Origin of the sequence: Succinivibrio sp., assembly GCF_045124615.1 — a bacterium.
GTDB lineage: Bacteria > Pseudomonadota > Gammaproteobacteria > Enterobacterales > Succinivibrionaceae > Succinivibrio > Succinivibrio faecicola.
The window spans coordinates 1-14156 of record NZ_JBGVMC010000184.1; the positions used below are offsets into that span (position 1 = coordinate 1).

10 protein-coding genes and 2 tRNA genes are annotated in these 14156 nt (G+C 37.6%); 7 read left to right on the plus strand and 5 right to left on the minus strand.

Annotation, left to right across the window (positions count from 1 at the left end):
• Positions 1-190 precede the first annotated feature (190 nt).
• The gene (gene alaS / locus ACJML3_RS04725) at positions 191-2821 is read left to right on the plus strand and encodes an alanine--tRNA ligase (RefSeq protein ID WP_406021062.1); all 2631 of its coding nucleotides are present in this window, start codon (positions 191-193) and stop codon (positions 2819-2821) included.
• Positions 2822-2825: 4 nt separating this feature from the next.
• Positions 2826-3005 carry a carbon storage regulator gene (locus tag ACJML3_RS04730; protein WP_406021064.1) on the plus strand — a complete coding sequence of 60 codons (180 nt, stop codon included), beginning with the start codon at positions 2826-2828 and terminating at the stop codon, positions 3003-3005.
• A 17-nt stretch (positions 3006-3022) separates the two neighbouring features.
• On the opposite strand, the gene ACJML3_RS04735 is transcribed toward ACJML3_RS04730, so the two are convergent.
• The 3 genes from ACJML3_RS04735 to ACJML3_RS04745 form a co-directional block, all read right to left on the minus strand.
• Positions 3023-3556 carry a DUF2846 domain-containing protein gene (locus ACJML3_RS04735; protein WP_406021066.1) on the minus strand — a complete coding sequence of 178 codons (534 nt, stop codon included), beginning with the start codon at positions 3554-3556 and terminating at the stop codon, positions 3023-3025.
• Between the two features lie 638 nt (positions 3557-4194).
• Entirely contained in the window at positions 4195-5487 is a 1293-nt protein-coding gene (locus ACJML3_RS04740; protein WP_406021068.1) for an IS110 family transposase, read from the minus strand.
• A gap of 706 nt (positions 5488-6193) precedes the next feature.
• On the minus strand, positions 6194-7315 hold the full coding sequence (locus ACJML3_RS04745; RefSeq protein ID WP_406021070.1) for an IS110 family transposase: 1122 nt from the start codon (positions 7313-7315) through the stop codon (positions 6194-6196).
• A gap of 530 nt (positions 7316-7845) precedes the next feature.
• Between ACJML3_RS04745 and ACJML3_RS04750 the strand changes: the two genes are divergently transcribed.
• The 4 genes from ACJML3_RS04750 (at position 7846) to alr (ending at position 10789) form a co-directional block, all read left to right on the plus strand.
• Positions 7846-7940 (plus strand) — tRNA-Ser (locus ACJML3_RS04750).
• A gap of 35 nt (positions 7941-7975) precedes the next feature.
• A tRNA-Arg gene (locus ACJML3_RS04755) sits at positions 7976-8052 on the plus strand.
• Positions 8053-8218: 166 nt separating this feature from the next.
• Entirely contained in the window at positions 8219-9688 is a 1470-nt protein-coding gene (gene dnaB, locus ACJML3_RS04760) for a replicative DNA helicase (protein WP_406021072.1), read from the plus strand.
• 15 nt (positions 9689-9703) lie between these two features.
• Positions 9704-10789: an alanine racemase gene (gene alr, locus ACJML3_RS04765; protein ID WP_406021074.1), complete on the plus strand. Its 1086-nt coding sequence runs from the start codon at positions 9704-9706 to the stop codon at positions 10787-10789.
• Between the two features lie 41 nt (positions 10790-10830).
• On the opposite strand, the gene ACJML3_RS04770 is transcribed toward alr, so the two are convergent.
• A complete protein-coding gene (locus ACJML3_RS04770) occupies positions 10831-11703 on the minus strand; it encodes a DMT family transporter (RefSeq protein ID WP_406021076.1) in 873 nt (290 codons plus the stop codon).
• Positions 11704-11764: 61 nt separating this feature from the next.
• Entirely contained in the window at positions 11765-12610 is an 846-nt protein-coding gene (nadC, locus tag ACJML3_RS04775; protein WP_406021078.1) for a carboxylating nicotinate-nucleotide diphosphorylase, read from the minus strand.
• A 214-nt stretch (positions 12611-12824) separates the two neighbouring features.
• Between nadC and ACJML3_RS04780 the strand changes: the two genes are divergently transcribed.
• Positions 12825-14003, plus strand: coding sequence for an iron-containing alcohol dehydrogenase (locus ACJML3_RS04780; protein ID WP_406021080.1), 1179 nt, complete (start codon positions 12825-12827; stop codon positions 14001-14003).
• The last annotated feature ends 153 nt before the right edge of the window (positions 14004-14156 follow it).

Below are 14156 nucleotides of genomic sequence, written 5' to 3' on the forward strand. Positions count from 1 at the left end.
CATAAGAGCATTTGGACTTGCAAAAGAATCAGTTGATGTTTCATAAATGTCATAAACAATCTGATATCTATCATATTGATTTACTTTATTATCTTAAAAAAGCCTGTCAAGAATAATCAAAAAACATGCTCTAAAGCTCAAAACAATGTATAATCTGACCTAATTTGTTAAACAATAGGATCCAAAACAAATGTACATGACAACTGATCAGATACGTGAAGCTTATCTGAAATTCTTTGAAAAAAACGGTCATACAATTGTCCGTTCTAGTTCTTTAGTTCCATACAACGATCCTACTTTGCTGTTCACAAACGCAGGTATGAATCAGTTTAAGGACATATACCTAGGTAAAGAAAAGCGTGATTATGTTCGTGCGACTACAGCTCAGAAGTGTGTAAGAGCAGGTGGTAAGCAGAACGATCTTGATAATGTTGGCTATACAGCACGTCATCATACTTTCTTTGAAATGCTCGGAAACTTCAGTTTCGGTGACTACTTCAAGAAAGAGGCAATCGTTTATGCTTGGACTCTTTTAACAGAAGTATACAAGCTGCCTAAAGAATCCTTAATGGTTACAGTTTATGATAAGGATGATGAAGCATATAACATCTGGAAGGATGTTGTAGGTGTGCCAGAGCATAAGATTGTACGTATTGGCGATAACAAGGGCGGTCTGTATGAATCAGACAACTTCTGGCAGATGGGTGATACCGGTCCTTGTGGTCCTTGTTCAGAAATTTTCTACGATCATGGTGAAGAGGTTCAGGGTGGCCCTCCAGGCTCTCCTGATGAGGATGGTGACAGATTTATTGAGATCTGGAACATCGTGTTCATGCAGTTTAACCGTCAGGCAGATGGCACATTCGTACCTCTTGCAAAGCCAATGATCGATAACGGCTTAGGTCTTGAGCGTATTGCTGCTGTTTTACAGGGCGTTCACAATAACTATGACATTGATCTGTTTGTTGAGCTTGAAAAAGAAGCAGCATCAGTTCTTGGTGTAACAGATCTTAAGTCAAAGTCACTGCGCGTAATTTCAGACCACATCCGTTCATGCTCATTCTTAATTGCAGACGGCGTATTACCTTCAAATGAAGGTCGTGGCTATGTTCTGCGCCGTATTATCAGAAGAGCAGTTCGTCACGGTCGTCTGTTAGGTGCAAAAGATGTATTCTTCTATAAGCTTGTTAACAAGTTAGGTCAGTTAATGGGTAATGCTTATCCAGAGCTTGTTGAAAGACGTGATCTGATTGAGCGTACCTTAAAGAAAGAAGAAGAGCAGTTCTTAAATACTCTAGATAGAGGTCTGAACCTTCTTGAGAGCGAGCTGTTAAAGTTAGGTGACAGCAAGGTAATTCCTGGTGATGTTGTATTCAAACTGTACGATACCTACGGTTTCCCTGCAGATTTAACCGGTGACGTTGTGCGTGACCGTGGTTATACTGTAGATATGGAAGGCTTTGACAAGTGCATGGCAGAGCAGAGAGCTCGTGCTAAGTCAGCATCAACCTTTGGTATTGACTACAACAAGGAATTAAAGATTACTGAAAACACTGTATTTACAGGTTACGATACCTTAAATGACAGTGCAAAGATCACCCACATTTTCAAGGATGGTGTTGAAACAGACGAAATCTCAACTGACGAGAAGGCTGTCATTGTTCTTGATAAGACTCCTTTCTATGGTGAAATGGGTGGTCAGATTGGTGATAAGGGTATTATCACTATTGGTGATGATGCACGTTTCATCGTTGAAGACACCAAGCATGTTGCTAAGGCTACAATTCATGTAGGCCGTGTTGATATCGGTATTTTCAAGAAGAACGATACTGTTAACGCATCTGTTGATAAAGAAAACAGAGCTGATATTGCAAGGCATCACAGTGCAACTCATCTTTTAGATTCAGCACTCCGTTTTGTAATTGGTGACAGCGTAGCTCAGAAAGGTTCTTTCGTTGCTAATGACAGACTTCGTTTTGACTACTCAACATCAAAGCCATTAACTGCTGATGAGAAGAAGCAGATTGCTGATCTTGTAAATGCAAAAATTCAGGCAAATCTGAAAGTTGAAACCCAGATTATGGATCTTGATGATGCTAAGAAGTCAGGTGCTATTGCGCTGTTTGATGAAAAGTATGATGAAAAGGTTCGCGTTGTTTCAATGGGAGATTTCTCAAAGGAACTTTGTGGTGGTACCCATACTTTTGCAACAGGTGATTTAGGTGCATTTGTTCTTCTATCAGATGAATCAATCGCTTCAGGTATCCGTCGTATCGAAGCTTTAGTTGGTAAGTCAGCTATCGAGTACTTAGATGGCTTATATGATGATGTTGCAAAGAGCAAGGCATTATTTAAGCTTGGCAATAACGCTTCTGTTAGCGAGAAGGTAAGTGCTGTTCTTGAGCATACAAAAGCTTTAGAGAAGGAAAATGAGTCATTAAAAGAGAAGATTGTTGCTCTTGAGTGCGCTTCTTTAATAAATCAGGCTCATGACGTAAAGGGTGTAACTGTAATCAGCGCTAAGATTGATAACTACACAGCAAAAGAGCTGAGAGTTGCAATCGATAACATCAAGTCACGTATGACCTCATATGTTGCTGTTTTAGGTTCTGCATGTGAAGGTCGCGTAAGTCTTATTGCTGCAGTTTCTAAAGATCTGACAGATAAGGTAAAGGCTGGTGCTTTAGTTGGCGAAGTTGCAAAATACGTTGGCGGTAAAGGTGGTGGCAGACCTGATATGGCTCAGGCTGGCGGTACCGATGTTGCAGGTCTTGATAAGGCTATTGCTGCTGTTGACTCATTAGTATCTGATTTAGTTTAATTCTATGCTGGTAATATCACAGAAAGTTGGTGACACCATTAAGCTTGGCAGTGATATTACTGTTAAGGTAATAGATATTAAAGGTGGAAAGGTGCGAATTGGTATTGAAGCTCCAAAAAGCGTTAATATTGAGCGCATCCAAAACAAACAAGATCCTGACAAAAAGGATCAGTCAGAGAAATAATCATAATATCCTGCACTCTATTTTGCAGGATATTCTATTTTTGCAGTGCGCTTGTTTATCATTTCCTGTTTAACTTTTTCTATTTGTTTCTTATCTATATCATAGCCTTCATCATTCGCATCAATCAGCAGATCAAGATCTTTGATAATCTTTTTTGCATAATCAGGTTTCATAAGTCTTATTCCAGATCCTGAGCTGAATACACCATATTTTATGTTCTGTTTTACAAAATAATTGTGACCTTTTTTTGTTCTGACAAGGATATGGTTATTGCCAAATTCTGAGCGTGTAGATACTACATGATAACCAGGATCAACTATTGTTACGGTAAAGCTTCCGCTTACAATATCACCAACACTCTTTCCATCAATCCATACTCTTTTTTTGACCCAGCTGCCGTATAGGTGGTTAGGTCTATAGATATATATCTGACTTTTCGATTTATCTTTTACAGTGAAAGTTTTTGCAATTTTCTCCTCATCTGCACCGGCGTACTCCCCCATACATGCAGTACATAAAAGAGAGCATGCAAAGACAAAAACAAGAGACAATAATTTTGTGCTTTTTATGAACATTGTTTTAGAAAAAAATAAAGCTGATTAAAAAAACGATATAAATCAGATTATCAAAAAAATAAAAGCTAATCGGTGATATTCATAGAGATTTCAGTGACATCCTCCCCTACCTGTAGAGGTAAGGGCTTCCTATATGGTGACGACTCGGATGTCAATCATTTTGTAAAACTTTTTGACTAGCACTGTCCCTTGCAGAACTTTATTCATAACTTATTGTTTAATCAGACATTGTTTGTCTGATTTTGATTCTTTTCCAGACAATAAAAATATATTGGAAGCTAATCCAATTATATTTCAGTTAAGATCATTTACCCTTAGGCCAGAATCAATCTTTCCGCTATAGTTCGTCCTTATTCTTTAACTCAGCCTTCTTTACTTATCCAGTGACTTTTCGGTTATTCTACCTACAAATGAAACTTCTATAATCATGAGTCGAGCTGTTTCTCTATCTTGAGATCAATCATTCTTTTTGAAACTCCACCGCTAAATTCTCTTTTAAAGACTCTTAGGTCTATCATTTGCCATGCGTGTTGGAGTAAATGTTTCGTGTAGTTTTGTAAATCAGGATTTGTTTGTTGTTAAATTGTTTTAGAAATCTTTTAAATAATAGGTGGTTAATCTAAAGCAGATAAACTTAGCTCCTGCTCATACTTGCTCTGCAGTACTGCATCCAATCCCTGTTCTCTGTATTTAGGATTACTTCTTCTGTGAAGTTTGGATTTCATCCTGCCTAAACTGTTATCAACAGCAGGATTGTATGGTTTCCCAGATTTGAGTACTCCATAGGAGGTTCTGAGGATTTTGCTGCCTATACAAATCATTCCTTTCTTAAAGGCTGCCTTGTTTTGTTCTGCCTTGGATGCAATCCATTCTGAACGAGGTTCATTATTACACTTTCCCTGATGGTAAACAGACAGAGCACTTTCATACAGATTTCTTTTTACAGCTCTATCCCCATTTGATGCCATCTTTCCCATAACCACCTTGCCACCTGAGCCAGAATGACAGGTATGGTAGCCAAAGAACGCCTGAAACTGACGGGCACTGTCAAATCTACTTATGTCTTTTGCGCCTATGGCAATCGGAACTGCAGTTTCTGCACCTATTCCGGGAATAGTCATCAGCAGTTTTGCATTTTCATTATGCTGAGCATATTCACTGATAAGTTCATTTATCTCATCAATCCTCTTTGAGATGAATACAATCGTTGCCTTTAAAACTTCAAAACAGCGTATGGAATACCTGTGCTCTGAGAAATCATGCTGGTGATTATTCAGGTAACGGTCAATTGCATATACTGCTGATGGTCCACCTCTGATAACATCATCGTATTCTCCTGTTTCTAAAAGGAAGCTTCTGGTCTTGTTGGTCTGCTCATTCAGATCTTTTAAAAGAGCTTCTTTCTCACTGATAAGTGCACTCATGGCCAACTCCTCTTCAGTACGTATCTGGCATGAGGTCAACCCCGGCATAAACAGTAACTGATACAGATTATAGGCATCAGTAAAGTCATCTTTATTTTTAAGCCTGCTTAGTGCTCTGGTTGCTTTGCCTGATACGACTTTTACTGTATGTCCATACGCTTGAGCAAATCTTGACCAGTAGGATGCACCTGAGCAGGCTTCAATACAGATTAAATATTTATCCTCAGTATTGATAAAAAACTGTCTTAACTCAGATTTGCAGACCTCTCTGTTTATCAGTCTACCCATACTGTCCTGATAGCAAATCTGATATTTTCTTGCTGCGAGATCAATGCCCATTGGCTTGAGTCCATCGATAAGCGTAATGGTCCTGTCGCTGTTGATGTTTACTGATAACGCAGGTTCTGCATTATTTTGATTTATTGTCTTATTTAGACTTGCAATAATGGCACGTGGACTTGTAGAATAACTGTGGGTGGTCATCTTTTGTACTCCTTCTATAATCATTTAGCGCTCAGCCCCATGCTGATGACGCTTCGCCTTAAAGGCTTGTTTTGATATTGCTGATTATAAAAGAAAAGAGACCACCCTTATTCTTTTCTTAAGAGTGCTCTCTTTTGGTTAATCGTCAGTTTATGACCATCTCTATATAAGGGCTTATGATAACCGCCCTTTGGGCCTGCCTGCTTAAGTATCAGGTCTGATTTCAGTTAGAGGGATAATTCATAGTGTAAATTTTATTAAGTTTTAAATTATATTCTTAACTTCCATCAAATTCAGATGACAGTGGATTACTTCCTCATAACAAAGTTTTTTTCTAGACAATAATAAAATCTTACCATCTCAATCCTGACCTTCATTTAAAACAGACAGGCTCAAAGAGCCGTTATCGTCCCATAATGACTGTTCGAATACCGGCAGATTTGGTTCAGAGGGATAATTCTGTTCATTTCTTTTCAAAAGGAAGCCTTATATACTTAAACCAAATCCTTACATGCAAGGTAAAGAGGGATAATTCGTGCAAATGTTAAAAATCACGAAAGTGATTTTTAACACAAAGAGATTTACTCAGGAAGAGACTCATCCTTTTCCCCTGCACGCCATAGCTTCAATCTCATAAAGAGTGAACAGTACCAAGTCTCTCTATGAAATATTAAAGCTCATTTTTTGACGATTATAAACAAGGCTTTTAGCCTAACAATCTGCATTTCTTTGCATCAAACGGCTGTCCTGATTTGGCAATAGTCCATGCCACTCTGGCAAGCCTGTTGGCAATTGAGCAGATAATCTTTTTATTGGATATCTCCGGATTATCTATCAGCTGTGTTAATTTCGAGGCTTGTGTTTCTGCTGAAGCTTTTCTCGACTGCTGAGCAAATCTGGCGAAGGCACACATAAAAAGAATCTTCTTCAACTGCCTGTTGCCGGAGTGTGGAATACTGCCTACGTTTACTTCACCTCCTGAGCCTGATACACGGGGAGCAAAGCCTGCAAAGGATGCAAAATGTCTTGAATTAGGAAAATCATCTGGATTTCCCAGTACCGCATGTAAAGTAACTGCTGATAAGACTCCTATACCAGGTATGGTCATCAGATTCTGTACTGTTCTGTTATTCTTTGCGTACTGCTTGAGGTAGAGATTAATCTGTTTAATCTGTGCTTCAAGTGAATCTCGGTTTGCCTTAAAAGGCTCTGCGATCATCCTGAAATTACAAATAGCATCAGAATGATTCTCCTCAAGTGATAACTTCATTTTCTCGGTTGCAGCATCTATCTTTGCAGCACCTTCACCGCAGATTTCTCCTAACTCATAAAGCATTGCTCTTTGTGCATTCATGGACTGTGTATGCTGTTTTAGAAGCTGTTCTCTTGTCGCAAGCAGATTCATCAGTGTCTGATTCTCTTCATCTCTTGCTCTTATGGTTCTGACAGAAGGACAGATAGTGCCTTTAAATATTCCAAGGGCATCAATCTTATCTGTCTTCTGTAAGCCCAGAAAAGCTCTGATTGAAGCTGCCGGCATGATTTTGTACTTATGTCCAAGATTCTCAATAAATCTTGCCCAGTAATTACATGATCCGCATGCTTCAAATCCAACCATCAAAGGTTGACTGAAAGGAGGAGATTTTAGAAAATCCAGGAAAGCTTCGCGAGATAAGGCTTTATTCTTAATCTTTTGCTTTTCTGTTAGATAGCAAACCTGAAATACTCTTGCTGCCAGATCAACTCCTACAGGAACATATCCTGCAGATAGTTGCATGCTGTATAAAGCAAGTTCGCCTTCGTTTAGCTTTTGAGAATTGCCCGCCATTGAATAGCTCCATTGTTGTTTGTTAAACAATCACACTATTCAATTTAAAGGTTCTGCCTAGGATAGAAACTTAAGACTGAATAATGCGGTTCAAGGAAGTACCGTTCATAATTTTCCTTGTCACCACATCATTCTGTTCGATAGCTCTAATGAGCTAAGCAGTGAGCTTTTACCTCACAGCAGGCTATCCCCGAGTGCCCCTCGGTTCTTTTTTTTATTTTACTATAATTCATATATTATTTACAGCATCTATATAGTGGAGCAATTCATCCCAACCACCTATAGAGGTGGGGGAATTCTTGCTAGATAAAGTTAAAGAGTTTTATAAAAAACAGATAAAATGGCTAAACCATCTAAAAAAATGGAATTTTTCGGCAAAAGAATAGATTCTGTTTTTAATACTAAAAATCAGTTCAATGCTGACAAGTTTTAAAAGAGCTTGTTACATAAAGGTTCTAATGTTAAATATTTAAAAAAATGCTTGACAAGTCACAATAAAAAAACGATACTATGTCACACAAATTTTCAGCGGATAGATGACCGAGAGGCTGAAGGTACTCCCCTGCTAAGGGAGCATACGACTTTAAGGGTTGTATCGAGGGTTCGAATCCCTCTCTATCCGCCACTTACGAAGTGAAATTTGTACAAACAGATTATCTTGCACCCGTAGCTCAGCTGGATAGAGTAATCGGCTACGAACCGATCGGTCAGGAGTTCGAATCTCTTCGGGTGCGCCACTTAATCAATCCTTTACAAAATAAACTCTACAATGTTTTGTTTTACTGTAATCCCTGTATAAGTAAAAAGCAGATCTTTCTTAAAAATTATTGCTTAATATTATCAATGCCAAAGTAATATGGTTTAAAATATCTATTCTGAACAAAATACAAAATTTATACAGATATGGCTGAAAAGAAGAACTACAGACAAGATCAGGAAATTCTTAATACTTTAAAGGAAATGCCAAAGAATGAAGAGGCCGAGCGTAACTTCTTAGGTGCTCTTTTGACTGATGGTAAACTCCTAGAAAAGGTTAGAGAAAATGTCGGCATGCTCGACAGTAAGGATTTCTTTTCTGAAAAGCATCGCATTATTTATGAGCAGATCTTAAAAAGAGCTGCTACAACTGATGATTTTAATCCGTTAGTTTTAAGTGCTGAATTAGAAACTGCTGGTACTCTTGATAAAGCTGGTGGAGCTCCTTATATAGCTTCATTGCAGGATATTACATCTCCTGTAGCGGCCATCGCAGAATATGCAAAAATTATCAGAGATACTGCCAGAAGAAGAAGGCTTATAACTGTATGTCAGCATATTGAAAAAATCTGTTATCTTCCAGAGAGCAGATCTGTAGAAGATATTTATGATGAAGCTCAAGGCCTTGTTTATGAGGTATCAGAAGCAAGAAATGCAGGTCAGAATTCTGGTCCTAAACAGATGACTGAAGTTGCTATTGAACTGATTGAGCAGATCAAGTCTGATATGAATTCAAACAAGCAGATGCATGGTGTTGCAACTGGCTTTAGAGAGCTTGATGATCTTACATCAGGACTTAGAGGTGGCACACTCAATATTATTGCTGCACGTCCAGGTGTTGGTAAGACTTCTTTTGCAATGAATATTGTTGCTAATATTGCAATGGATCTGAATGAAACAAGACCAGCTCTTGTATTCTCCCTAGAAATGCCAGCAAAAGAAATTGCAACCCGTATGTTATCAAGCTTTGGTAGAGTATCAGGTAAAGATCTTGTTTCTGGTAAAGCCTCTGCAGATCAGTGGCACAGAATTATTCAGAAAGTTAAGCTGTTAACAAGAAAAGATGAAAGCAATCAGGATAGATCAATGCTTTACATTGATGATACTTCTGATATTGCACTAACTCCATTGGAGTTACGTTCAAGAGCAAGAAAAATTGCACTTGATAACGGTGGACTGTCTGTAATCATGGTTGATTATATTCAGCTTATGAAATCACAGACAAAGCTTGAAAACCGTGCTCAGGAAGTTGGTGAAATCTCTCGTTCCTTAAAACAGTTATCAAAAGAGCTAGATGTACCAATTCTTGCTCTTGCCCAGTTAAATCGTGAAGTAGAAGGCCGTAAGGATCACCGCCCAATGAATTCTGATCTTCGTGAATCAGGATCACTTGAGCAGGATGCCGATATGATTATGTTCATTCACCGTGAGGATGTATATAAGGCAGGAAATGACGGTGATGGAAAGGCTACTCTAATTGTAAGTAAGAACAGAAATGGTTCAACAAAAGATATTGAACTTCAGTTCCAGGGTGCCTACACAACCTTCTATAACAAAGATGAAGTGTCAAGTTATCAGGACGATATTCCTCTTCCTGATAATGTACCATATCAATAAAAAGGATAATAAGACATGCAATGCGTAACAGCATTTATAAACAAACAGGCATTAATTGATAATATAAAAGTAATTAAAGCAAAGGTTCCAAACTCAAAAATCATAGCAGTTGTAAAAGCAAATGCCTATGGACATGGACTTATTGCAGTTGCTGATGCACTTAAAGAAAGAGTTGATGCATATGCTGTATCAAGAATTTCTGAGGCAATGGAATTACGCAGGCATGGAATTGAAAAGCAGCCAATTGTGTTACTTGAAGGCTTTTACAACGATGAAGATCTAGCCTACATTTCTAAATTTAATTTATTCACTGCTGTTCATGATGAAGAGCAAGTAGAGGCTATTGAAAGGGTAAAACTGACAAAGCCTATTCATGCATGGCTGAAAATAGATGTGGGAATGCATCGTTTAGGATCTCATGATAAAGCTCAGATATTTAAATTAAAGGAACGTCTTGAGAAATCTCCAAACGTTATAAAACCAATAGGTCTTATTTCTCATCTATCTGTTGCAGATACCCCATCACATGTTGAATACAACAAAGAGCAGATTGCATTTTTCAATGAAATTGCAAAGGAATTTGATGGAGACAAATGCCTAGCAAACTCTGCTGGTATATGCAGATGGCCAGAATCTCACACTCAGTGGGTAAGACCAGGCATTATCATGTATGGTATTTCTCCATTTGAAGATGAAGATGCAAAGAGCCTTGGGTTAAAACCTGTAATGACTCTTAAAAGCCGTATACTAGCGACACATAAGATCAAAAAAGGCGATAAGGTTGGTTATGGCGCCTACTATGTTGCAGATAAAGATACAACCATAGGTATTGTGGCAACAGGTTATGGTGATGGCTATCCAAGAAGTGCTCCTAATGGAACACCTGTACTTGTAAATGGAAGAATCGTTCCTACAGCAGGTCATGTTTGCATGGATATGCTTTTTGTAGACCTTGGTGAAAATGCAACTGATAAGGTTGGCGATGAAGTCGTTTTATGGGGAGATGGTTTACCTGTAGAGAAAATTGCATCTTTATGCAATACCATTCCTTATGAATTAACCTGCCACATTATGCCAAGAGTAAATGTGGAATTCTCATAGATTATAAAAGGAGGCATTAGCCTCCTTCCAACATAAAGAATCTACCTATCTGAAATATGTTTTTTTATCTTTCTGTTCTGAAGAAAAACACAGATCAGCATTAAAGAAACACCTAAATAAAAAGAAAAATTCAGCTCCTTATTTTCATTAAAAAGGATCATAGCAATTAGAATTGCATATACAGGTTCAAGATTGAATGTTAAAGATATAGTGAAAGCTGACAGTTTTTCTGACAACTGAACCACTAGAAGATACAAAAGAACAGTAAATACAGTTGCTAGCAGTACAAGATAGAATATATCAAGTTTTCTAAATTCAATTGGCTCATCATTCAAAGCAAGATATGGCACTGCACATATAAGCATAAATACAAAACCACCAAACATTTGATAATTTACAAAAGTGTAAGGATCTTTTTTGTAACTGAATTTTTTGTTGAATACTGCAAAAAGTGAAGAAAATAAACAGCTTATAAGTCCTACAGCAATGCCTAATCTGAATTTTGTATCGAAGTTGAAAATAAGGAAAAGTCCTAATACGGATAAAAGTGTATAAACGAAATTTGATTTGTCAAAACGAGTTTTTATGATAAGTGGCTCAAGAACAGCTGTAAAGAAACCTGTTGTTGCAAGAGTAACGGTTCCTATAGATATATTTGATAGTTTTATTGATAGGTAAAACAGTACAAGATGTGTTGCAAGAATAGCACCTGTAATTATGCCATGTATTTTATGTCTTACAGGAAATTTCTTGAGTTTATGCATTGCCTTCAATATAAAGTAGATAAAGGCAGCTGCAATTGAAAATCTTATAAATACAAGAATAAATGCATCATAACTGATGAGTCTTCCAAAAACACCAGTAAAACCAGCTAATAAAACAGCAAAGTGCAGTTTTAAAAATAATTGCAGCATAATACACCATATAAAAAAAGAGCCTAGAAGGCTCTTTCTTGAAAGCTAATAATTCAGGAAATTATTTTTTTACGATTCTCATTGAAAGATCAAGAGCACGTACATTCTTGGTTAAAGCACCAACAGAGATAAAGTCTACACCTGTAGCTGCAAATTTGCCAATTGTATCAATGTTTACGTTACCTGAAATTTCAAGTTTAGCCTGCTTATTGGTGATCTTTACTGCTTCTATCATCATGTTGTACTCAAAGTTATCAAGCATAATGATATCTGCCTTTGCATCAAGAGCCTGGTGCAGTTCATCAAGGTTTTCAACCTCAACCTCAACTTTAAGATCTGGTCTTAGCTTACGAGCTCTTGCTACAGCATTAGCGATACCGCCAGAAGCCATGATATGGTTTTCCTTGATAAGGAACATATCGAAAAGACCGATTCTGTGGTTATGACCACCACCGCATACAACAGCGTACTTAAGAGCTGTTCTTAGGCATGGCAGAGTCTTTCTTGTATCAAGAAGGTGACATGATGTTCCTTCCATTGCTTTTACATACTGTGATACAAGAGTAGCTGTTCCTGAAAGAGTCTGAACGAAGTTCAGAGTTGTTCTTTCAGCAGTTAAAAGAATTCTTGCTTTGCCTTTAACTTTGAATAGCTGAGTGCCAGGTTCAATAGCATCACCATCTGCAACAAACCAGGTAATTTCAGTGTCACCACCTAACTGTCTGTATACTTCCTCAACCCATTCTTTACCGCAGAAAATACCAGACTCACGGGTGATAATGATTGCCTCGTCGCACTCATCTTCATCGATAAGCAGACTGGTAACATCAAATTTAGGATCTAGGACGCCACCTAGATCTTCAGTTAAAGCCATCTTTACTGTAGTTTTGATATCATCCTGTAACATAACTGTGTCCTTTAAATATCACAATGTCAGCTATTCTAACACATATTTAAAAATATATCTTTTTTAGAAATTCTGATAATAATCAGTGCGATAAGCAAAATCCTATTTTTGATAATGCAAAAGAATTTTCTTATTGCTTGAGCGCTGTCTATCTACAAAAAGAACTATTTTTCATAAAATTACTAGAAAACAGTCTCTAATATGAGGAGGAAAAATGGACAATTTTGTTTTCTACGCACCAACTTTATTTTCTTTTGGAAAGAATACTGAAAAAGACACAGGAAAATATGTAAAACAGTTTGGTGGAAAAAGAGTTCTTGTTCACTTTGGTGGTGGCTCAGTAATAAAGAGCGGCCTACTTGATAGAGTTAAAAAATCTTTAGCTGAAAACGGTCTTTCTTATGTTGAACTTGGAGGAGTTCGACCTAATCCTCGCAGTTCTCTTGTCTATGAAGGTATAGAGCTTTGCAAAAAAGAAAATATTGATTTTGTTCTTGCTGTAGGTGGTGGCAGTTCAATTGATTCAGCAAAGGCAATTGCAGCAGGTGCAGTTTACGATGGTGATTTTTGGGATTTTTATGAAAAGGGACTAGAGATACAAAAAGCGCTACCTATTGGTACTGTTCTAACAATTTCTGCTGCAGGTTCTGAAGGTTCTCCTGATTCTGTAATAACAAAAGAGGAAGGAATGTTTAAAAGAGGTGCTTCAGGAGATGCAATCAGACCAAAATTTTCTATTCTGAATCCAGCTCTTACTCAGACATTACCAGCATATCAGACAGCCTGTGGCATAACAGATATCATGGCTCATCTGTATGAAAGATATCTTACTAATACAACAGAAGTTGAAACCACAGACAGAATGATTGAGGCTCTATTGCTTGCTATGATCCATGAAGGTCCAAGAGTAATTGCTGATCCTAATAATTATCAGGCAAGAGCAAATATAATGTGGGCTGGTATGCAGGCTCACAATAACTCATGCGGTGTCGGACGTTCCCAGGACTGGACAAGTCATGATATTGAGCATGAACTGTCAGCAGTATATGACTGCGCCCATGGAGCTGGTCTTGCAGTTGTAATGCCTGCAGTATTTACCTATAACTTAAAGCACGATGTAATGAGATTTGCAAAGATTGCTCATCGTGTATGGGGTTGTCATATGGATTTTGAAAATCCTGAAAGAACTGCAAAAGATGGTATAAATGCACTTTCAAATTTCTTAGTATCAATTGGAATGCCAAAGAATTTTGAACAGCTTGGAGCAAAGAGTGAAGATATAGAACATATGGCTCACAGCGCATGTTATGGTGCCGGTAGAAATGGAACTATTGGAGGTTTTGTCTCATTGAATCAAAAGGATGTAGAAAGTATCTACAAACTGATGATTTAAGTAGATTTTTTAAACCGCTATTTTCTATTTATAAACATCAATTCAATTATGTAATACCGGATATTGCTTATCTGGTATTACTTTTTCTTTTGACCTCTAGTATCAGAACTCTTTTTTGCATATCAGATAAAAGCCTTTTTAGTATAAGAGAGC

Coding starts and splice junctions, on each gene's coding strand:
- ACJML3_RS04780 (WP_406021080.1), top strand. CDS start 12,825: ATGGACAATTTTGTTTTCTACGCACCAACTTTATTTTCTTTTGGAAAG.
- ACJML3_RS04730 (WP_406021064.1), top strand. CDS start 2,826: ATGCTGGTAATATCACAGAAAGTTGGTGACACCATTAAGCTTGGCAGT.
- alaS (WP_406021062.1), top strand. CDS start 191: ATGTACATGACAACTGATCAGATACGTGAAGCTTATCTGAAATTCTTT.
- alr (WP_406021074.1), top strand. CDS start 9,704: ATGCAATGCGTAACAGCATTTATAAACAAACAGGCATTAATTGATAAT.
- ACJML3_RS04740 (WP_406021068.1), bottom strand. CDS start 5,487: ATGACCACCCACAGTTATTCTACAAGTCCACGTGCCATTATTGCAAGT.
- nadC (WP_406021078.1), bottom strand. CDS start 12,610: ATGTTACAGGATGATATCAAAACTACAGTAAAGATGGCTTTAACTGAA.
- dnaB (WP_406021072.1), top strand. CDS start 8,219: ATGGCTGAAAAGAAGAACTACAGACAAGATCAGGAAATTCTTAATACT.
- ACJML3_RS04745 (WP_406021070.1), bottom strand. CDS start 7,315: ATGGCGGGCAATTCTCAAAAGCTAAACGAAGGCGAACTTGCTTTATAC.
- ACJML3_RS04770 (WP_406021076.1), bottom strand. CDS start 11,703: ATGCTGCAATTATTTTTAAAACTGCACTTTGCTGTTTTATTAGCTGGT.